Source organism: Pseudonocardia parietis (assembly GCF_017876315.1).
GTDB classification, from domain to species: Bacteria; Actinomycetota; Actinomycetes; order Mycobacteriales; family Pseudonocardiaceae; genus Pseudonocardia; species Pseudonocardia parietis.
In genome coordinates, this window is the sequence record NZ_JAGINU010000001.1 from 5375288 (window position 1) to 5395283 (window position 19996).

The 19996-nt window shown below is 73.7% G+C and carries 22 protein-coding genes; 13 read left to right on the forward strand and 9 right to left on the reverse strand.

Features of this window, described 5'->3' with window-relative positions:
• Positions 1-39: 39 nt before the first annotated feature.
• Positions 40-882 (forward strand): SURF1 family cytochrome oxidase biogenesis protein, encoded by an 843-nt coding sequence (locus tag JOF36_RS25180; protein ID WP_210031368.1) that lies wholly within the window; start codon positions 40-42, stop codon positions 880-882.
• Between the two features lie 103 nt (positions 883-985).
• Here the strand turns inward: JOF36_RS25180 and JOF36_RS25185 are convergent, their stop codons facing one another.
• Positions 986-1933, reverse strand: coding sequence for a cobalamin biosynthesis protein (locus tag JOF36_RS25185; RefSeq protein WP_210031370.1), 948 nt, complete (start codon positions 1931-1933; stop codon positions 986-988).
• A gap of 55 nt (positions 1934-1988) precedes the next feature.
• On the opposite strand from JOF36_RS25185, the gene JOF36_RS25190 reads away from it, so the two are divergent.
• The 3 genes from JOF36_RS25190 to JOF36_RS25200 all read left to right on the forward strand — a co-directional run bounded on the left by JOF36_RS25190 (position 1989) and on the right by JOF36_RS25200 (position 4334).
• A complete protein-coding gene (locus JOF36_RS25190) occupies positions 1989-2618 on the forward strand; it encodes a flavin reductase family protein (RefSeq protein WP_210031381.1) in 630 nt (209 codons plus the stop codon).
• 197 nt (positions 2619-2815) lie between these two features.
• Positions 2816-3724 carry a sugar phosphate isomerase/epimerase family protein gene (locus JOF36_RS25195; protein WP_210031383.1) on the forward strand — a complete coding sequence of 303 codons (909 nt, stop codon included), beginning with the start codon at positions 2816-2818 and terminating at the stop codon, positions 3722-3724.
• A gap of 10 nt (positions 3725-3734) precedes the next feature.
• The gene (locus JOF36_RS25200) at positions 3735-4334 is read left to right on the forward strand and encodes a carboxymuconolactone decarboxylase family protein (RefSeq protein WP_210031392.1); all 600 of its coding nucleotides are present in this window, start codon (positions 3735-3737) and stop codon (positions 4332-4334) included.
• A gap of 26 nt (positions 4335-4360) precedes the next feature.
• Here the strand turns inward: JOF36_RS25200 and JOF36_RS25205 are convergent, their stop codons facing one another.
• From JOF36_RS25205 to JOF36_RS25225, 5 genes are read right to left on the reverse strand one after another with little or no spacing between them, the layout of a single operon-like run.
• A complete protein-coding gene (locus JOF36_RS25205) occupies positions 4361-4906 on the reverse strand; it encodes a hypothetical protein (RefSeq protein ID WP_210031394.1) in 546 nt (181 codons plus the stop codon).
• Positions 4903-5607 carry an ABC transporter ATP-binding protein gene (locus JOF36_RS25210; protein WP_210031401.1) on the reverse strand — a complete coding sequence of 235 codons (705 nt, stop codon included), beginning with the start codon at positions 5605-5607 and terminating at the stop codon, positions 4903-4905. The genes JOF36_RS25205 and JOF36_RS25210 overlap by 4 nt, the downstream gene beginning before the upstream one ends.
• Complete coding sequence (locus tag JOF36_RS25215) at positions 5591-6370, reverse strand: ABC transporter ATP-binding protein (protein ID WP_210031403.1); 780 nt, start codon at positions 6368-6370, stop codon at positions 5591-5593. The genes JOF36_RS25210 and JOF36_RS25215 overlap by 17 nt, the downstream gene beginning before the upstream one ends.
• Complete coding sequence (locus JOF36_RS25220; RefSeq protein ID WP_210031406.1) at positions 6367-7350, reverse strand: branched-chain amino acid ABC transporter permease; 984 nt, start codon at positions 7348-7350, stop codon at positions 6367-6369. Before JOF36_RS25220 ends, JOF36_RS25215 begins: the two co-directional genes overlap by 4 nt.
• On the reverse strand, positions 7343-8203 hold the full coding sequence (locus JOF36_RS25225; RefSeq protein WP_210031408.1) for a branched-chain amino acid ABC transporter permease: 861 nt from the start codon (positions 8201-8203) through the stop codon (positions 7343-7345). Before JOF36_RS25225 ends, JOF36_RS25220 begins: the two co-directional genes overlap by 8 nt.
• A 201-nt stretch (positions 8204-8404) precedes the next feature.
• Here JOF36_RS25225 and JOF36_RS25230 point away from each other — a divergent pair, with 201 nt between their 5' ends.
• The 6 genes from JOF36_RS25230 (at position 8405) to JOF36_RS25255 (ending at position 14546) form a co-directional block, all read left to right on the forward strand.
• Positions 8405-9376, forward strand: coding sequence for a ketopantoate reductase family protein (locus JOF36_RS25230; RefSeq protein WP_210031415.1), 972 nt, complete (start codon positions 8405-8407; stop codon positions 9374-9376).
• Positions 9373-10605, forward strand: a complete 1233-nt coding sequence (locus JOF36_RS25235) for an MFS transporter (protein ID WP_210031417.1) — start codon at positions 9373-9375, stop codon at positions 10603-10605. The genes JOF36_RS25230 and JOF36_RS25235 overlap by 4 nt, the downstream gene beginning before the upstream one ends.
• Positions 10606-10669: 64 nt before the next feature.
• Complete coding sequence (locus JOF36_RS25240; protein ID WP_210031419.1) at positions 10670-11362, forward strand: SDR family NAD(P)-dependent oxidoreductase; 693 nt, start codon at positions 10670-10672, stop codon at positions 11360-11362.
• Between the two features lie 220 nt (positions 11363-11582).
• Complete coding sequence (locus tag JOF36_RS25245; RefSeq protein ID WP_210031420.1) at positions 11583-12338, forward strand: class II aldolase/adducin family protein; 756 nt, start codon at positions 11583-11585, stop codon at positions 12336-12338.
• A 103-nt stretch (positions 12339-12441) separates the two neighbouring features.
• Positions 12442-13650 (forward strand): ABC transporter substrate-binding protein, encoded by a 1209-nt coding sequence (locus tag JOF36_RS25250; protein ID WP_210031422.1) that lies wholly within the window; start codon positions 12442-12444, stop codon positions 13648-13650.
• 2 nt (positions 13651-13652) lie between these two features.
• Complete coding sequence (locus JOF36_RS25255) at positions 13653-14546, forward strand: beta-keto acid cleavage family enzyme (protein WP_210031424.1); 894 nt, start codon at positions 13653-13655, stop codon at positions 14544-14546.
• A 61-nt stretch (positions 14547-14607) separates the two neighbouring features.
• Here JOF36_RS25255 and JOF36_RS25260 read toward each other — a convergent pair whose 3' ends face one another.
• The gene (locus JOF36_RS25260) at positions 14608-16320 is read right to left on the reverse strand and encodes an AMP-binding protein (RefSeq protein WP_210031425.1); all 1713 of its coding nucleotides are present in this window, start codon (positions 16318-16320) and stop codon (positions 14608-14610) included.
• Positions 16321-16484: 164 nt separating this feature from the next.
• Here JOF36_RS25260 and JOF36_RS25265 point away from each other — a divergent pair, with 164 nt between their 5' ends.
• Both JOF36_RS25265 and JOF36_RS25270 read left to right on the forward strand, forming a co-directional pair.
• The gene (locus tag JOF36_RS25265; protein ID WP_210031427.1) at positions 16485-17162 is read left to right on the forward strand and encodes a hypothetical protein; all 678 of its coding nucleotides are present in this window, start codon (positions 16485-16487) and stop codon (positions 17160-17162) included.
• 97 nt (positions 17163-17259) lie between these two features.
• The gene (locus JOF36_RS25270) at positions 17260-17670 is read left to right on the forward strand and encodes an SsgA family sporulation/cell division regulator (RefSeq protein WP_210031429.1); all 411 of its coding nucleotides are present in this window, start codon (positions 17260-17262) and stop codon (positions 17668-17670) included.
• A 103-nt stretch (positions 17671-17773) separates the two neighbouring features.
• Here JOF36_RS25270 and JOF36_RS25275 read toward each other — a convergent pair whose 3' ends face one another.
• Entirely contained in the window at positions 17774-18286 is a 513-nt protein-coding gene (locus tag JOF36_RS25275) for a DUF5709 domain-containing protein (protein ID WP_210031431.1), read from the reverse strand.
• Between the two features lie 99 nt (positions 18287-18385).
• Between JOF36_RS25275 and JOF36_RS25280 the strand changes: the two genes are divergently transcribed.
• Complete coding sequence (locus JOF36_RS25280) at positions 18386-18967, forward strand: TetR/AcrR family transcriptional regulator (RefSeq protein ID WP_210031433.1); 582 nt, start codon at positions 18386-18388, stop codon at positions 18965-18967.
• On the opposite strand, the gene JOF36_RS25285 is transcribed toward JOF36_RS25280, so the two are convergent.
• Positions 18957-19937, reverse strand: a complete 981-nt coding sequence (locus JOF36_RS25285; RefSeq protein ID WP_210031434.1) for an SDR family NAD(P)-dependent oxidoreductase — start codon at positions 19935-19937, stop codon at positions 18957-18959. The two genes, JOF36_RS25280 and JOF36_RS25285, sit on opposite strands and share 11 nt — an antisense overlap.
• Positions 19938-19996: the final 59 nt, after the last annotated feature.

Sequence of the window (19996 nt, forward strand, 5' to 3'; positions counted from 1 at the left end):
CGATCAGTATCACCGGTGCGCCGCGGCTACCCTGGGACCGTGCGTTTCCTGCTGCGTCCCGGGTGGATCGCCTTCACGGTCGCCGTGCTGGCGTTCGTGGTCCTCTGCTACACGCTTCTCGCGCCGTGGCAGTTCGACCGGGAGGCCGAGCGGGACGCGCAGAACGAGGCCATCGCCGCCGCCGATGCGACGCCTGCGGTGCCGTTCGACGAGCTCGTCCCGGCGGGCGCGGCCGTGTCCGACGACGAGGTCTGGCGCCGCGTCGCGCTCACCGGCACCTTCGAGCCCGACGCCGAGGCGCTGGTCCGGCTGCGCGTCGTCGACGGCGCCCCGGCCTACGAGGTGCTGACGCCGCTGCGGCTGGCCGACGGGCGCCTGGTCGTCGTCAACCGGGGATCGGTCGCGGCGGGCGACGGCGGCGTCGTCCCGGAGTTCGCGCCGGCACCGGCCGGGCAGGTGACCGTCGAGGGGCGGTTGCGGCTGAACGAGAACGATCCGCAGGGCCGCGCGCCGCTGTTCGACGGCGACACCCGCCAGATCTACGCCGCCGACTCCCGGGCCGTGGCGGACGCGACCGGTACGACCCCGGTCGAGGGCGTCGTCTCGCTGGAGCAGGGGCAGCCCGGCGTGCTGAACCCGATCCCGATCGCGCCGCCCGGCGGCGGGGCCCCGTTCACCAACTTCTCCTACGCGCTGCAGTGGCTGACGTTCGGTCTGGTCGCGCTGGTGGCGCTGGGGATCTTCATCCGGCTCGAGCTGCTGCAGCGACGCGGGCGCCGGGCCTCCGCGGGCAGCCTGCGCGACCAGCTGTCCGGCCGCGACGGGTACGGGACGGACCAGGATCCCGGTGGGTCGGACAAGGAGAAGTCCCCGGTGCGGTGAACGCGTTCCGCGGAACGCGAACCTCCCGCACGTCAGGCCGCATTCCCCGGGCCCATCGCGTAGGCCGCATTCCCCGGGTACCTCGCGTTCCGCGGAACGCGCGTCAGCGGACGCTGCGCCCGAGTACGGACGCAGCACCCACCGCGAGCAGCCCGGTCACCCCCGCGACCAGCCGCGACAGCCGGGCCGCCCGGTGCAGGTCCGCGGTCCCGGGCCGGCGCCCGTCCCCCAGCGACGGGCGTTCCTCGATGCCGTAGGCGTAGGTCGTCGCCCCGCCCAGTCGCAGCCCGAGGGCGCCGGCGGCGGTGGCCTCGACCGGGCCGGCGTTCGGGCTCGGGTGCCCGCCCGCGTCCCGTCGCCAGGCCCGCAGCGCGACCCGCGGCGAGCCGCCGACCAGCGGCGCGACGGCGACGGTGACCGCCGCGGCCAGCCGGGCCGGCCCGAGGTTGACCAGGTCGTCGAGCCGCGCGGCGGCCCAGCCGAACCGGGCGTGGCGCGCCGACCGGTAGCCGACCATCGCGTCGAGGGTGTTGACGGCCCGGTACCCGAGCAGCCCCGGCACCCCGGCGACGGCGCCCCAGACCAGCGGCCCGACGACGGCGTCGGAGGTGTTCTCCGCCAGCGACTCGACCCCGGCGCGGGCCATGCCGTCGTCGTCGAGCAGGGCGGGATCGCGGGCGCACAGGCTCGGGATGCGTGCCCGCGCGGCCGCCCGGTCCCCGGCGTCCAGGGCAGTGGCGAGCGCCGCGCCCTCGCGCACCAGCGACGTCCCGCCCAGCGCGACCCAGGCCGACACGGCGGTGAGCACGGTCCGGGCCGCGGGACGGTCGGCGAGGCGGTGCTCCGCGAGGGCACCGGCCAGGACGACGCCGCCGACCAGCACCGCCGTGTACGCGACGCCCGCGGTGCGTGAGTCGCCGTACAGGCGCTGCTCCAGCCGGGTGGCGAGCGTCCCGAACCCGGCCACGGGGTGCCCGCGGCGCGGGTCGCCCAGCACCGCGTCCGCCAGGATCCCGATCATCAGCCCGGCCGCCCGGGCACTGTCGCGCATGGGAACCGACCGTAGGGCGGCGGTGTCCGGGGCCGACAGGGGAGGATCTAGCACCATGCGCACGGACCTGAACCCCTCCGAGCTGGGCTCCGGCCCCTTCTACAAGCTGCTGACCAGCGTCGTCGTCCCCCGCCCGATCGCCTGGGTGTCCACCCGATCCGCCGAGGGCGTCGACAACCTGGCCCCGCACTCGTTCTTCACGGTCTCCTGCGTCGACCCGCCGATGATCCAGTTCACATCGGTCGGGAAGAAGGACTCGCTGCGCAACGTCTCGCAGACCCGGGAGTTCGTCGTCTGCCTGGCCGGTGAGCCGATGTTCGAGAAGATCAACGCCACGTCGACCGACTTCCCCGCCGAGATCAGCGAGTTCACCTCGGTCGGCCTGACCCCCGAGCCGAGCGCCACGGTCGCGCCGTTCCGGGTCGCCGAGTCTCCGGTCGCGCTCGAATGCGTGCTGCACGCGAACATCGAGCTCGGCAACTCGACGGTGGTGATCGGCCGCGTGACCCACGCGTCGATCGACGAGGACGTGTTCGTCACCGACGCCCGCGGCAACCACCTGCCCGACGTCCGCAGGCTGGCCCCGCTGGCCCGGCTCGGGCGCAACGAGTGGTCCCGGCTCGGCGAGGTCGTCGAGATCAGCCGGATCCCGTACAAGGACTGGCCGGGCCACTACGGGCAGTGACTCCTCGTCCGGCGGCACCGCCTCGCGCCGGGTCTGAGGAGTCCCACCTGAGCAGCCCCACCGCCGGGCTGTCCGCGGTAGCATCCATTAGGCGTCAGTGTCCTGACGACTAACTGAGAGGGCCTGACGACCAGCGGGGGCCGGCGACCAACGGAGGTGTGCGTGCGCACGGTGGCTGCTGCCCGGCGGGCGCGAGCGTGACCACGCACGGCCGTCCACTGGCCCTCGCCGCCGGAACCGTGCCCGACCTCGATCCCGCGGCCGCCGTACGGTGCGCCGCCGACGCGGGCTATTCCCTGGCGGGGGTGCGCCTCACGGGAGCACACCCGGCGGACTCGGTCCGGCCGGTCGCCGCCGCGCTGACCGCCACCGGTGTCGGGCTCCTCGACGTCGAGTACGTCCGGCTCCTGCCGGGACCGTTGTCCGACGCCCAGCGCCGGGTCGCCGATGCCGCCGGTGAGCTGGGCGCCCGGCACCTGCTGGTGGTCAGCGACGATCCGGACGAGGCCGCGACCTGCGCGAAGCTCGCCGAGCTCGGCGAGCTGCTCGCCGGGTCCCCGACCCGGCCGGCGCTCGAGTTCATGCTGTTCACCGCGGTGCGGACACCGATCGACGCGGTACGCATCGCACATGCCGTCCCCGGTGTGGGGGTGGTGCTCGACGTCCTGCACCTGCACCGCGCTGCCGGCCCTGCCACGGGCGACGCCGCGGGCCCTGCCATCGACCCTGCCATCGACCCCGCCGTCGACCCCGCCGTCGACCCCGCCATCGACCCCGCGGTGATCAGCTACGCGCAGCTGTGCGACGTCACTGCGGCGGTAGCGCCCGCGGACCCTGACGGGCTCGCCGACGAGGCCCGGCACCGTCGGGAACCGCCCGGCCGGGGCCTGCTGGCACTGGACCGGTTCGTGGCCGCGTTGCCGCCGGCCTGCCCGATCAGCGTAGAGGTGCAGTCGGCCCGGCTCACCTCCGCGCTGGGCCCCGCCGCCCGTGCGGCGCTCGTGCTGGACGCGGCGCAGACGGTGCTCGCCCGCGCACGGCCGCAGCCGCCCTCCGTACCCACCATCGGCGGCGGCGGGCTCCCGCCCGGCGTCATCCCGTCCTGAGGAGCGACCCATGGCCCGGCTGCGCGCACTTCCCCTCGCCGACTTCGATCCCGCTCTGCGCACCACGCTCGGTCCGGCCGCCGACGCCGACCCGCAGGGCCTCGGGCTGCTGCGGGTCTTCGCCCAGCGTCCGGAGCTGGCCCGCGCCTTCCTCGCGTTCCGCTCCGAGCTCACCGCGCGGTCGGACCTGCCGCCGCGGCTGCTGGAGCTGGTCCGGCTGCGGGTCGCCTTCCACAACCAGTGCCGCAGCTGCATGGCCCTGCGCACGGCGGGCGGTGCGGCCGACGGCGTCACCGAGGCGCTCGTCTGCTCACTGGAACGCCCGGCGGAGGCCCCCGACCTCACCGAGGCGGAGAAGGCGGCGCTGACCTACGCCGACCTGCTCGCGACCGACCACCTCGCCGTCGACGACGCGGTGTTCGACCGGCTGCGTCTGCACTTCGGCGAGCCGCAGATCGTCGAGCTCGGCGTCGCGCTCGCGGTGTTCATCGGGTTCGGGCGGCTCTCGGCCACCTGGGACCTGGTCGACGACCTGCCCGAGCGCTTCCACGACCGCGACGCCCCGGTGACCCCGTGGGGCGACGGGACGGTCGTGGCCGACCACCGCTGACGCCTCCGGGCGGCAGCACGCGGTCGTCAGCGGGCGATGCGCCAGGTGCAGTGCTCCGCCGGGTCCGCCGGCGGAGCGACGGTCCACCGTCCGCCGCCGTGCCCGGCGATCGTGTGCATGCACCGCGCGCAGTACCGGGGCCGCTCGGCAGGCACGCCCTCGACCTCCCCGTCACCGACGGTCGCGGTGGCGGGATGGTCGCGCCAGTACCGCAGCCCGCTGCCGCACTCGTGCCGGAACTCGACGGCGTCGGCCGTCTCGTGCACGGTCCCGGTGGAGCCGTGCGCACGGAGCAGCGCGGCGATCGCAGCCGGGTCGATCCGGTCCGGCACCAGGGCGTCGAGCCCGACCCGGGTGCGGTCGACCAGCTCGTCGAGCACCTCCTGCAGCGGCGTGCCGTGGTCGACGGCCACGTCGATCGCCGCCGCGATGATGCCGATCAGGCGGTCGTGCAGCTCGCGCCAGCGCGCGTGCTCGGCCTCGACGAGTGCCGCCACCTGCGGTGACGGGCCGAGGGCGGCCAGCCGCTCGGGCAACGGTGTCAGGTCGAGTGGCCCGGGATCGGTGCTCATCGCAGGTAGGAGCCGGCGAGGTCACCGGAACGCAGCAGCACCGCGGAGTCGTCGTCGAGGACGTTGCGCCCGTCCCGCATGACGTAGGTGCGGTCGGAGACCTCCAGCACGGACGCCTGCTGCTCGACGACGAGGAACGTGACGCCGTCGTCGCGCAGGTCGCGGATGATCGCGAACAGCTCGCTCACGATCCGCGGGGCCAGGCCGAAGGACAGCTCGTCGATCATGAGCAGGGTCGGGCGCGACATCAGTGCGCGGCCGAGCGCGAGCATCTGCTGCTGCCCGCCGGACAGTGACGCCGCGGGTGCGGCCAGCCGCGCGGACAGCTCCGGGAAGATCTCCAGCACCCGGTCGCGGTCCGCCCGCCCCTGCACGGGCGACCGCCGGGCGGCGACCAGCCCGAGGTCGAGGTTCTCGCGCACCGACAGCGTCTGGAAGATGCCGCGGCCCTCCGGCAGCTGGCACAGGCCCAGTGCGGCCCGCTGCTCCGGCGGGGTGCGGCCGAGATCGCGGCCGTCGAAGCTCACGGTTCCCGACCAGGCGGGCAGCACGCCGGACAGGGCGCGCATCAGCGTGGTCTTGCCGGTGCCGTTCGGCCCCAGCACGGTGACGATCTCGCCGCGGTCCACCGCGAGCGACACCTCGTGCAGCACCTCGAGCCGGCCGTAGCCGGTCTGCAGCCTCTCAACGGTCAGTAGCAAAGCCGGCTCCCAGGTAGGCCTCGACCACCACGGCGTCGTCCAGCACCTCGGCCGGAGGGCCGTCGGCGATGATCCGGCCGAAGTGCAGCACGGCGACCCGCGGGCACAGCCGGCTGATCAGTTTGAGGTCGTGTTCGATGATCACGACGGCGGTGGTTCCGCCGGCCAGATAGCCGTCGAGCCCTCCGACGAGGGCCTCGACGTCCTCGGCACCCAGCCCCGCGGCCGGCTCGTCGAGCAGGAGCAGGTGCGGTTCGTTCACCAGGCCGCGGGCCACCTCGATGATCTTCTGACTGCCGATCGGGAACGCCGCGGCGGGCTCCTGCGCCTGGTCGGCGAGCCCGAACCGGTCCAGCAGCTCGTGGGCACGCGCGCGCACCGCCGCCTCCTGGCGACGGGCCGAACCCAGCCCGAACAGCTCGGCGAGGTGGCCGCGGCGATGATGGCGGTGCCCGCCGAGCATGACGTTCTCCAGCGCCGAGAGCGCGGAGACCACCCGGGGGGTCTGGAACGTCCGGGCGACACCCCGGGCGGCGATGTCCTGCGGGCGCGCGCCGACCACCGAGGCGCCCCGCACGCGGACGTCGCCCGCGGTCGGCCGGACGTATCCCGAGATCAGGTTGAGGCAGGTCGTCTTGCCCGCCCCGTTGGGCCCGATGAGGCCGGTGAACCCGGCCCCGATCTCCAGCACGAGCTCGTCGAGCACCACGTTGCCGCCGAAGGACTTCCGGACGTCGTCGATCTCCACCAGCGGCGCGCTCATGCCGACCTCTCCGTGATCTCCCGGCCGGGCGCCGGCCGGCGTCCGAGCAACCGGCCCGTCCATCGGGCCCGGCGCACCTCGGCGACCAGCGAGACGAGCCCGCCCCGCAGGAACCCGATCGCCACCATCAGCGCGACGCCGTACGCGAGGCTCTGCAGTGCGCCGAAGTCCTGGAACAGCTCCACCAGCAGCACGGTGACCACCGCACCGACACACGGGCCCCACATCGTGCCCGCACCGCCGAGGAAGACCATGACGAGCATCGGGACCAGCAGGTTCATGTCGAACATGGTGGGGAAGACGAAGGTCTGCAGCTGCCCGTACAACGCACCGGCGACCGCGGCGACGAACCCCGAGACCACGAACGCCGTGAGCCGGTAGCGGACCGCGGGGATGCCCAGCGAGCCGACGACCGGCCCGAGGTCGCGCACGGCCTGCAGGGTACGACCGAAGCGCCCCCGCAACGCCCGCCACGCGCAGCCGTAGACGACCACCACGACCAGCACCGTGAGGAAGTACAGCGACGCAGGTGTGGTGAGCGGGGGCAGCTGCCAGGCCGGGACGGCGAGACCGGCCCCGCCGCCGGTGACCGGGCCGCCTGCGATGAAGGCCTCGACGATGACCAGCCCGAATGCGAGCGTCGCGATGGCGAGGAAGAACCCGCTGAGCCGGATCGCCGGGAACCCGATCAGCAGCGCCACGACCCCGGCGGCGACACCGACCAGCGGGATGGTCACCAGGAACGGCACGCCGGCGCCGGTGAGGATCGCGCTGCCGTAGGCGCCGACCCCGAACAGTGCGGCGTGTGCGAGGCCGATCTGGCCCGACCAGCCGACCAGGATGTCGAATCCCAGCGCGGCCACCGCATAGACGAGGATCAGGTTCGCGATGAACAGGATGTAGTTGTTCGCCGCGAACGGGAGCGCGACGAGCAGGGCCACCACGACCACCGGCACCGCGGCCGACACCGCCCTAGACATGACGCAGCCGCATCCCGGTCGCGAAGCCGGTCGGCCGCAGGAGCAGGACGACCACGACGGCCAGCAACGCGACGGCCGCCTGCGCGCTCGTGGAGATGTAGAGGCCGGCGAGGTTGGTCAGCACCCCGAGCACGAGGCCCCCGGCGAACGTCCCCCACAGCGAGGTGAAGCCGCCCATCGTCGCGGCGACGAACGCGTAGACGATGAGGAAGTGCGCCGAGGTGGTGGACACCAGCGTGGACTGGGCCTGCAGCATGATCGCGATCGCCGCGATGCCGCCACCGATCCCCCAGGCCAGGGCGGACAGCCTGCCCACCCGCACCCCGACCAGGCGTGCGGTGGCCCGGTTCTCGGCGGCCGCCCGCATCCCCGCGCCGAGCGGCGAGGCGAAGAAGGCCGACAGCACGACGGCGGCGAGCGCGCCGACCCCGATCGTGACGAGCTGGGCGACACTCAGCGCCGACCCCGCGACGACCAGGTACGACTCGCTCCACGGAGCGCGGAACTCCTTCGAGGTCTGCCCCCACACCAGTGAGATCAGGGCGCTGAGCGCGAGCCCGAGCCCGATCGTCATGAGCAGCATCGGGAAGTGCCCGTGCCCGGCGAGCCTGCGCATCAGGAGCAGGTCGACGAGGACCGCGGCGAGCACGCCCGCGACGATGGTCACCACCACGGCGACCCAGAAGCTCAGGCCCGAGCCGTTGAACATGTGGCCGACATAGGTGGCGAGCAGGCCGATCTCGGCCATGGCGAAGTTCGGCACGTCGGCCGCCTTCATCACCACCACGATGGCCATTCCCAGCAGGCTGTACCAGCTACCCGCCTCGAGACCGCTGAGGATCGACTGCAGCATCGCCGACCTTCCACGTCGTCGTGTCGCGGGCACCCGGCCCACCACTGGGGCGGAGATTACGAGCACGGCGTCAGCGTGGTCAACAAGCTAGCGACGCCCGGGGCCGACCGGATGCACGTTGCACGGCACATGCGTAGGAAACGCACACGAACGTCGCTAGCATGCTCACGACGATGGCGGTGCGACACGGTCGGGGTGCGGATGGTGCGGGTCGGCGTGCTGGGAGCAGGCGGTGTCGGTTCGGCGCTCGCGGCGATGCTGCACCGGGCGGACCCGGCGGCGGGTGCCGTCCTCATCGGACGCCCGGGCCCGCACCTGGACCGGATCGCCCGCCACGGGCTGCGGGTGCGCCCCGCCGGCGGCCCGGAGTGGGTGACCCACCCCGACGCCCGCCCCGCGGACGCCGTGCCCGCCGGATCGCTCGACGTGTTGGTCCTGCTCACCAAGGCCTTCGACGGGGCGGCCGCGGTCGCGGGAACCGCGCACCTGCTCGCACCGGGCGGGGTCGCGGTCAGCCTGCAGAACGGGCTCGGCAACGACGCCGTGCTGGCGGCGGAGTTCGGCGGAGCCCGCGCGCTCGCCGGGGTCACGACGATCGGGGCGGCGCGGCAGGAACCCGGTGAGGTCGCCGTCGCGGCCGGGACCGCGGCGGGTCGCTCGCTCACCCACGTCGGACCGCTCGGCCAGGCCTGCGCCCCCGCGGAGTGCGCCGCCCGGGTCGCCGGGGTGCTGAGCGCGGCCGGCCTGCCCTGCGTGGCGGTGACCGACGCGGCGGCCCAGGTGTGGGGCAAGCTCGCGATGGCCGTGATGAGTCCGGTCAGCGCCGTACTCGGCCTCCCGGTCGGCGCGGTGTGGGCCCAGCCGGACGGGCGTGCGCTGGTGCGTGCGATGTTCGACGAGGTCGTGACCGTGGCTGCCGGTGACGGCGTCGTCCTGGACCGGGACGCGGCGTGGGCGCACGCCGCCGCGACGTTCGAGCACACCGGCGAGCACCGCACCTCGATGTGCGACGACGTGCTGGCGGGCCGGCCGACCGAGCTCGACGCGATGGCCGGAGCCGTCGAGCGCCGCGGCCGCGCGCACGGTCTCGATCTCCCGGCGCACACCGCGGTACTCCGGCTGCTGCGCATCCGCATCGGGGCGGCCCGCCCACCGGCGGCGGTCTCCACGTGAGGCGTTCCCCGGCCGCGGTCGTCGCGGTGAGCGCGGTGACGACGGCCTTCGGCAGCTACCCGGGCTTCCTCTTCGGGTTCCTCGGCCCCGCGCTGCAGGCCGATCTGGGCCTGACCCGGTTCGAGGTGGGCCTGCTGGTCGGGGTCTGCTTCGGCGCGACGGGCCTGGGGTCGACGGTCGGCGGGCACCTCGCGGAGCGGCTGGGAGCACGGTGGGCAGTGACCCTCGACCAGCTGGTCGTCGCCGTGGCGCTGCTGGTCGCCGCGCTCGTCCCCGACTACCGCGTGCTGCTCGCCGCCGCGGCCGTGTCGGGGTTCGGCTACGCCCTGACCAACGCCGGGACGAACATGGCGGTGGCCGCCGCGCTCCCCCCGCATCGCCACGGGGTCGCGCTGGCCGTCAAGACCGCGGGGGTGCCGCTGCTGGTCGCGGTCTCCGCGGTGGTCGCCGTGGGGCTGGCCGAACGGTTCGGCTGGCAGCTCGTGCTCGCCGGCAGCGTCCCGCTGCTGCTGGTGGTCGGCGGGCTCGCCGCGGCAGTGCTCCCGGCCGCCCGCAGCACGGACCGCTCCGGCAGCCTCCCCGGGCCGCGCGGTGCCGAGGGTCGCAGCGTCCTCCCGCGCGGGTTCCTCCTGTTCCCGGTCGCGGCGTTCGGCCTGGTCGCCGGGACCCAGCCGCTGTTCTCCTGGATGGTGCCGTTCCTGCACGAGGCGGGCGGCGTGAGCCTGTCGACGGCCGGTGCACTCACCTCGGCCGGTTCGCTCCTGGCCGTGGTGGGCATGGTGGTCACCGCGCGCGCGTCCGACCGCGCCGCCGCGGCGAACCGGCTGCCGACGATCGCGGTGCTCTGCGTGCTCATCGCAGCCGGGCTGGGGTTGCTCGTCGCCGGGATCACCGGAGGCATCGGGCTGCTGCTGCCCGGCCTGCTGATCGCCACCGTCTGCCAGCTGAGCGCGATCAGCCTGCTGCACGCCGCGGTCATCGCGGCGGCCCCGGCCGCCGTCGGGCGGGCGACGGGCGTGACGATGTCGGGCTACTACCTGGGCGCGCTGGCCGGCGCACCGCTGTTCGGACTGCTGGTGGACGCCTCCGGTAGCTACGGCACCGCCTGGGGCTGCTGCGTCGCGCTCGTGCTGATCGGGGCCGCGTGCTTCCTGCGCTGCCGTCGGGTCGGAGCGGCACCCGCAGGGTCCCCCGTCGATCGGCAACCGGTCTCTTGCCCCGGCCACTGAGCGACGTTAGCGTCCTGACGACGGTCACGGACGACTCGCAGCGTTGCGGTCGGCAGGAGGCGGCATGGGTGCGACGGAGCGGGTGCTGGTCACCGGCGGGGCATCGGGTATCGGCGCGGCGACGGCCGAGCACCTGCGCGGCGAGGGCTGGGACGTCGTCGTCGCGGACCTCGAGCCGGGCTCCGGCGGTGTCCGGCTCGACGTGACCGACGAGATCGCCTGGGATCGCGCGCTCGACGCGTGCTGGCCGCTCACCGCGCTCGTCAACTGTGCCGGGTTCCGCAGCCGGGCGCCGCTGGTGGACCTGGCGGTCGACGAGTTCGACCGAATGCTCGCGGTGCACGTGCGCGGCACGTTCCTCGGCATCCGGGGCTGCGCACGGCGCTGGCGCGACGACCGGTCCCCCGGCACCGTCGTCGCGGTCAGCTCGGTGACCCACACCCACGCGGTCGGCGGGCAACCGCACTACGTCGCCGCCAAGTCGGGTGTGGCCGGGCTGGTCCGGGCCGCGGCCGTCGAACTCGCCGACGACCGGATCCGGGTCAACGCCGTCGCCCCGGGCGTCATCCGCACACCGATGACGGCCGACCGGCTCGGCGATCCCGGTCAGCGGGCGTGGCTCGAGGACAGGATCCCGGCACGTCGCCCCGGGGAGCCCGACGAGGTCGCCGCGAGCATCGCGTTCCTGCTGTCGGCCGGGGCCGGCTACGTCACCGGCACGGTGCTCGCCGTGGACGGCGGCTGGACCGCCTGCTGATCGGCCGTCCGGCTCGAACCGCCCTCAGCACGGAATACGTCGTCGCATTGTTGACGCCGAATGGAGCACTGAGCGAAAGCGTCGGCGCCCTTCCCTATCCAACCACGTTATCGAGCAAACGAAAGCGTCGTAAAGAACCTAGCGACTTACCCTCTTCTGTCCGCTAGAGTCCGCCCTGACGTCCGGGAAGCGGCAGCGCAGCCGTGAAGGAGACGAGACGATGACGACGATCAGCGGACGACCGGCGAGCACACCGGTCACCGGCGAGGACGACCCCCGGTTCCGGATCGCCGCGGCGCGGCGGATCCTGCACCGTGAGGGCCTCGACAGCCAGGTGGGCGGGCACGTCAGCCTGCGGGTACCGGGCGAGGACGCGTTCTGGGTGACCCCGTTCCAGTACTTCGACGAGACCCTGCCCGAGCACGTCAGCAAGGTCGGGTTCGGCCTGGAGGTGCTCGAGCACGGGACGTTGGAGCCCTCGCCGGGCATCAACTTCCACGCCTCGATCTACCGGGCCCGGCCCGACGTCAACTGTGTGATCCACACCCACGGGTTCCACATGTCGGTGCTGACGACCACCGGGGTGCCGTTCGGCATGTACTACGACTACTCGTCGCTGTTCCACGAGGACGTGGAGTACTTCAAGGACGATCCCACGATGGTGCCCTCCGAGGAGGGCGAGCTGATGGCGAAGGTGCTCGGCGAGAAGCGGGCGCTGCTGATGAGCCACCACGGCTCGCTCCACGTCGGCAGCTCCCTGGAGACCACCTCGATCGAGGCCGTCCTGCTCGAGCTGTGCTCGCGCTACCAGCTCGCGGCGATGGCCGTGAACGGCACGGAGCTCGACGAGCAGACGGTCCGCAGCTACCGCCACGCCTACCTGAAGTACGGGCTGCGCGAGCAGATGTGGGAGGCCAACTACCGGCGCCTGCGTCGCAGCGACCCCGACCTGTTCGAGTCCCTCCCCCAGTCCTGACAGCGCAGTCCTGACAGCGCACTTCTGACAGCGCACTTCTGACAGCGGCGCCTTCCGCGCTCCGCTCCCCCGCCGCCGCCACGCGGCCGAGAAGGGAACCGTCATGCCACGATCGAGGCCGTTCCTGGTCGGCTGCCTCGCCGCGCTCACCCTCACCGTGACCGCGTGCGGGAACATCACCACCGGCGAGGCGGGCGGCGAGGCAGCCCCGCCGGGGATCACCGACTCGACCATCAAGCTCGGTACCTCGATGCCCGTCACCGGGGTCGCGCAGCTCGCGGGCCAGGGACTGGAGGCGGGCCTGCGGATCGCTGCCGAAGAGATCAACGCGAACGGCGGGATCGGCGGGCGGCAGATCGAGCTCGTCGTCCTCGACGACGGGTTCAAGCCCGACCGCCTCGTGGCCAACGTCCAGCGGCTCGTCTCCCAGGAGCAGGTGTACGCGCTCGTCGCACCGTCCGGGTCGCAGGCGCTGGCGGGTACCTACGCGACGCTGGCCCAGACCGGGACACCGATGTGGGGCCCGGTCTCGCCGCCCGACCCGGAACAGCGGGAGGTCTTCCTGCTCGGCGCGACCCGCACCGTGCAGGCCCGGGTCGCGCTCGACCACTTCGCCGATCTCGGGGCGAACCGGATCGCCTTCATCGGCCAGGAGAACGACCTCGGCAAGGAGGGCAACGCCGCCCTCGACCAGCAGGTGCCGCGCAACCCCGGCATGGAGGTCGTGGCGCGCGCCGGTGTCCAGCAGGGCAGCACCGACGTCGCCTCCGCGGTGAACGCCGTGATCGACGCCCGGCCCGACGCGCTGCTGGTCTCGACCGACAACAACCAGCTCGCGCTGATCCTCAAGCAGCTGCGCAGCCGCGGGGTCGACATCCCGGTCGCAGCCGACCAGGGCGCCGGGGGCACCGGCGCGCAGAGCACGGTCGGCCCGGCGGGCGAGGCCGCCGAGGGCCTGGTCGGCGCGTTCCAGGTCGACGTCGTCTCGACCGACAACCCGGAGGTCGAGCACTGGCGCACCCTCGCCCAGGCCTACGACGGGCCCGAGGCGACCAGCGGGTTCTCGCTGCAGACCTACGGCTACCTCAAGGCCTTCGCCGAGATCATCGAACGCGCGGGCGACGACGTGTCCCACGCGCACTTCGCCGCCACCGCCGAGAAGCTCGCCGAGGACCCGATCGACCTCGGCTCGATGCCGCAGATCGAGTGCGGCCCGCTGCCCGGCGGCCACACGTGCGTCCAGCAGGCCGGCCTGGCCGAGTTCCGGGACGGGGCCTGGCAGGTCCTGAAGCCGTTCACAGCCCCGAGGTAGAGATGACCGACAACGAACTGATCATCGAGGTCCGCTGCAACGAGTCGACGATGCGTGGTGCGAACCCGCACCTGCCGTACTCGTCCGAGGAGATCATCAGGGAAGCGGTACGCAGCCACGACGCCGGTGCCGCGATGATCCACTGGCACGGTCGCGACGCCACGACCGGCGCACCGGACAACTCCGTGGAGCTCTACCGGGAGGTGGAGGCGGGCATCCGGGCGGCGACCGACCTGATCACGAAGCCGACGCTGGGCTACATCAGCCAGACCGGCGTCGAGGAACGCGTCAAACATGTGCGCGCGCTCGCCGACGACCCGCGGATGCGCTTCGACGCGGCACCGGTCGACTTCGGGTCGATGAACATCGACACCTGGGACGCCCGGGCGACCCGGTTCGTGCCCGGCGACGGCGTCTACATCAACAGCCGCAACGACATCGAGTCGGTGCTGGGCACCTTCGCCGACCTGTCGACGTTCGTCACCACCGTGTGCTGGGACGTCGGGCAGATCCGCACCGCGTTGTGCTACCGCGAGATGGGGCTCGCGCCGAGCACCACGCTGTGGGAGTTCGTGTTCACCGGTGCGAGCAGGCCGTCGAGCGCGGGGACCAACGTGCACGCGCTGAACGCGATGATCGCCGAGATTCCGGCGGGCGAGCCGTGGCAGCTGATGTGCTACGGCGGCGACGTCCTGCCGCTGGCCGCGCTGGCGATCGTTCTCGGCGGGCACGTGTCGATCGGGCTCGGCGACCACGACTACGCCCGTTTCGGCACCCCGCACAACGGCGAGCTCGTCGACAAGGTGGTGCGGCTCGCGGACACGCTGGACCGGCCGGTCGCGAGCCCGGCCCGCGCCCGCGAGCGGCTGGGGATGACGCCGCTGCCCCCGGCCTGATCGCCCGGTCCCGTCCGGTGGCCCCGGCCCGGGTGCGCTCCGCACCGGGGCCGGGCACCGCTCACAGCGTGAACTCGGTGGACGGCTGCGCGGCCGGGTCGGCGTGGATCTCGTCCTCCCGCCCGCGCAGCTCGACCCGGCGGATCTTGCCGGAGATCGTCTTGGGCAGCTCGGAGAACTCGAGCCTGCGGACCCGCTTGTAGGGCGCGAGGTTGTCGTAGGCGAACCGCAGGATCTCCTGCGCGGTCTCCTCGGTCGGCTCGTAGCCCTTGGCGAGCACCACGTAGGCCTTCGGCACGGCGAGGCGCAGCGGGTCCGGGGACGGCACGATCGCGGCCTCCGCGACCGCGGGGTGCTCGATCAGCACGCTCTCCAGCTCGAACGGGCTGATCCGGTAGTCGCTGGCCTTGAACACGTCGTCGGCGCGCCCGACGTAGGTGATGTAGCCGTTCTCGTCACGGGAGCCGACGTCGCCGGTGTGGTAGAAGCCGCCGGCCATCGCCTCGGCGTTGCGCTCGGGGTCGTCGGCGTAGCCGACCATCAGTCCGGTCGGGCGGTGGTTCAGGTCCAGGCAGATCTCGCCCTCGTCGGCGACCTCTCCGGTCGCGGGGTCGACGAGCGCGACGACGAACCCCGGGACGGGCCGGCCCATCGATCCCGGCTTCACCGGCTGGGCGGGCGGGTTGCCGATCAGCAGCGAGGTCTCGGTCTGCCCGAAGCCGTCCCGGATCCGCTGCCCCCAGGCCTTCTCGACCTGCTCGATGATCTCCGGGTTGAGCGGCTCCCCGGCCCCGACGACCTTGGCGGGCGGCGAGGACAGCGAGGACAGGTCGGCCTGGATGAGCATCCGCCACACCGTCGGCGGCGCGCAGAAGCTGGTCACGCCGCAGTCGGCGAGCACCGAGAACACCGACTCGGCGTCGAACTTCGCGTAGTTCATGACCAGGACCGTCGCCTCGGCGATCCACGGCGCGAACACGTTCGACCAGGCGTGCTTGGCCCAGCCGGGCGAGGAGATGTTGAGGTGCACGTCGCCGGGCTCCAGCCCGATCCAGTACATCGTGGACAGGTGCCCGACCGGGTACGACGTGTGGGTGTGCTCGACCAGCTTCGGCTTCGCCGTGGTGCCGGAGGTGAAGTAGAGCAGCAGCGTGTCGGTGGCCTTCGTGGCACCGTCGACCTCGAACACCGCCGAGGCGTCGTAGGCCTCGGCGGAGTAGTCGCGCCAGCCGTCCGCCGCGCCCCGGACCGCGATCCGGGTGTAGTCACCGTCGACGCCGTCGAACTTGCCGGTGTCCCCCGCCCCGACCACGACGTGGCGCGCCCCGCCCCGGTCCACCCGGTCCTGCAGGTCGGCCGGGGTGAGCAGGGTGGTCGCCGGGATGACGACGGCGCCCAGCTTCATCGCCGCGAGCAGCGTCTCCCACAGCTCCAGCTGGTTGCCCAGCATCAGGATCACCCGGTCGCCGCGCGCGACCCCCTGGGCACGCAGCCAGTTCGCGACCCGGTTCGAGCGCTCGGCGAGCTCGGCATAGGTCCAGTACGCCTGCGAGCCGTCCTGCTCGACGATCCACAGCGCCCGCCGGGCGCCGCGCTGCGGGTCGGCGGCGACGACGTCGAAGTGGTCCAGCGCGAAGTTGAACTCGTCGAGCTCGGGCCAGCGGAAGTCGCGGTAGGCCGTGTCGTAGTCCTCGCGGTGGGTCAGCAGGAAGTCGCGGGCGGCGAGGAACTGCTCCGTCGCTCCCGTCGCCGCAGCACCGGTGTCCGCTGTCATGTGCATGCACCTCGTCGGGCTCGTGCGTGGTCGTGCGTGCGGGGGCAGGCCCCGGCGGCGACAGTAGTCACTCCGCCGCGGCGGGGCACCCGGCGACATCGATCACCGGAACGTGGTCGTGGTGCCTGCCCCGCCGGGGCGGGTGATGATCGTAGGGTTCCCGCGTGACCGCGCCGAACCTGCCGAAGGTGACGCCGTCCGCCGCGCCGAGGAGCCCGGCCCGATCCCCGCGGCGGCGCTGGTCCGCGCGCGTGCGCGTCGGCCGGTACGGGCCCCGGCTCCTCCTGCGGGGTGCGTTCGTCGGCGTCGCACTGCTGGTACTGGTGCTGCTGCTGGCCGGCTGCGGCAACGGCGAGCTGCCCGCGGCGTGGCAGACGCCCGCCCCGGCGCCGCCGCCGGTCACGACCGCGAGCCCGACGCCGTCACCGACGCCCACGCCGACGACGCCCCCGGCCACCCCGTCCCCGGCCCCGGAGACCACGGCCCCGACGACCACCGGGGACCCCGGCGGCGACACGGGCGAGGGGACCGGTGGCGGACCGGCCCCGCAGGCCCGGGCGGCCACCCCGCTGTGGCCGGCCGGTGACACGGCCACCGCGCAGCGGATGCAGCAGCAGGCGGACCGCGGCAGCGACCCGTGGCTGCTGGACCCCGAGGAGGTCACGCTCTCCTACGTGGGGGCCGAGCTGGGGTACCGGGACCCGACGCTCACCCGGCTGGACACGGGGACGTTCGCCGCGTCGGACGGCCGCTCCCCCGCCAGGACGACGGTGACCCTGGAGCAGACCGTCCGGCAGGGTCCGGGCGGGATCTGGCTCGTCACGAAGAACGCGAACGGGTGAATCAGCGCTGAGAATGCAGCGCCCGAGGGGTCTGCGGCGATGTTTCAGGTGAGGCCGCCACACATCCCGGCGGTCCGGGGCCAGGAGGGCGAGCACGATGACCAGCGAGTCGATCCAACAGGATGTCTTCACCGTGTTGCACGGGCAGGCGTCACCGATCGTCAGCCGCTGGGCGTTCCGCGCGTCGGACCCGTTCGCGATCTCGTTCTCGGTGCGCCGCTCGACCGACCGCTGGATCGAGTGGCTGGTCGCCCGTGACCTGGTGATCGAGGGGCTGACCACCCCGACCGGGATCGGCGACATCCGGATGGCGCCGCGGCGGGTGGACGGCTACGACGTCGTCGAGATCGAGATCCGCTCGGACGGCGGGTCCGCCGTCCTCGAGGTCGACCGGGACCTGCTGGCCCAGTTCGTCGACGCCACGCTGGAGATCGTCGATCTCGGCGAGGAGAACGACCACCTCGATCTCGACACCGCGATCGCCCGGCTGACCGGCAGCGCGGCCTGAGCCTGTGAACTGGGCGTGACGCAGAGGCGTCGCGCCGGCCCCGGGGAACGTACGGGGGCCCCGGACCGGTGATCGGGTCCGGGACCCTCGTGCGGCCGTCTCGTCAGTCCCGCCCCCTCGCCCATCCGGGGTCGGTGTCGGCATCCCACTCGGCGTCGGCCGCGGCCTCGTCGGCCCGGTCGGCGTCCTGGGCGAGCTGCTCGCTGACCTCCGGGTCCTCGGCCGGTGACTCGTCGACGACCGGGATGATCCCCGCGTCGACGTCGTGCACCGCGGCCTCCTCGGCACCGGCCGCGCCGCCGTCGACACCGACGTCCTGGGCGTCGTCGCTGTCCGGCCCGTCCGTGACCAGCCGCCCGGAGCGGTCCGTCTCGTCGATCGGCAGCTCGTCGGGGAGCTCCCGGGCCAGCCGGTCGTCGAGGTTCTCGCCGTCGCGCTCGCCGGCCGGGGTGACGGCGTGGTCGTCGACGCCGTAGGGGCGGTCCGGCGGGATGTACCCGGAGTCCAGCGGGTCGGTGCCCGAGGGTCCGGTCAGCGCCTCGTCGGTGTCCAGCTGCAGCGCGGACGCCATGTCCGGCGCCTCGGGCTGGAACTCGTTCTCCTCGCCTGCTGCCATGGGAAGCGTGTCTCCTCGGATCTCGTTCGCGGACGTGCCGGGGAGGTACCCGGGGACGTGTCCGGTCATGCGCGGAACGCCGGGCGCTACGGTCCTCGGGTGACCGCCGCCCCGCCCGCGCGCTCCGGTGACGCCACCCGCCGCGCACTGCTCGCCGCCGCCGCGGAGCTGTTCACCGAGCACGGCTACGACCGGACGCCGGTGCGGGCCATCGCGGAGCGGGCCGGGGTGAACCAGGCGCTGCTGTTCCGCTACTTCGGCAGCAAGGACGCGCTGTTCGCCCGGGTCGCGGCGGAGCGGGCGCTGGCCGTGCTGCACGGCGGCCCACCGGAGGAGCTGCTGGAACGGATCCTCCGGTCGATCCTGGACCGCGGCTGCGGGCCCGAGCGCGACCTGTTCGGCTCGGTCGTCCGGTCGGCCGGGACGTCCGAGGCGGCGGCCGCGGTACGGGCGGAGCTGGCCGGGGCGTTCACCGCCGCCTTCGCCGCGCGGGCCACCGGCGCCGCGGACGAGCGCGAGGCGGAGCTGCGTGCGGAGCTGCTGCTCGCCTGGCTGCTGGGACTGAGCCTGGTGCACCCGCTGCTGCCCGACGGCGCGGTGGGCCGGGCCGAGCCGGGCGACGTCCACGCCCACGTCGGGCGCGCCGCCACCGCGCTGCTGGAGGATCCGCTCAGCGGGTGAGCCGGTCCACCTCGGCGCGGAAGCGTTCCCGCTGCCCGGCGGTCTCCCGGGTGCGCGACAGGTAGTGCGTGGGGCGGGGCGTGCGGTCGTGCCAGAACCGGCCGGTCCCGATCGCCGAGGACGGCGCAGCGGCCAGCCACACCGCCGTGTCGGCGCCCTGGGCCGGGGTGCGCAGCACCGGCCCGACGATCCGGTCGAACAACGGCAGCGACCCGGTGACGCCCGGTGTCGCGGCCCAGCCGGGGTGCAGGGCGTGCACGGTGACGCCGCGGGGTGCGAGCTCGTCGGCGAGCAGGCCGGTCGCCACGACCTGCATCCGCTTGGTCCGGGCGTAGGCCGCGGTGCCGCCGTAGTCACGCCGGGTGAACTGCAGGTCGTCGTCGTGCAGCGGCTGGGCGTACATCCCGCCGGACGAGACGATGATCACCCGCGAGTCGGTTCCCGAGCGTTCCGCCCCGGTGGCGAGGGTGTCGGCGAGCAGCCGGGTCAGCAGCAGCGGGCCGAGGACGTGCACGGCCAGGGCCAACTCGTTGCCCTCGGACGTCTCGGACCGCTGCTCCGGCATGAGCCCGGCGTTGTGCACGAGGACGTCGAGGGCGTCGGTCTCGGTCGCGAACCGGGTCGCGAACGCCCGCACCTGCGCCAGCTCGCCGACGTCGCAGATCTGGATCGGCAGCCGCTCGCGGGACAGCCCGGGCACGGCGTCGGCGATCCGGTCCTGCGCCGCGCGCCCCTTGTCCATCGACCGGACCAGCAGGTGGACGGTCGCGCCGAGCCGCGCCAAACCGGTCGCCGCCGCCTCCCCCAGCCCGCTGCCCGCCCCGGTGACCAGCGCGGTGCGCCCGGCCAGTGCGCCGCGCGGCGGGTCGGCCCGGTCACCGGTCCAGCCACGCCTGCGGAGCAGGTACCCGAGCTTCGAGTAGCCGGGAACCAGGGTCCGGTCGAGGACGGTGTCGAGCGCGGTCAGCACGTCACCGATCCGACCACAGTCCCGGGCCCGCCGCCCGGCGGGCACGGCAGGCGGAGGCC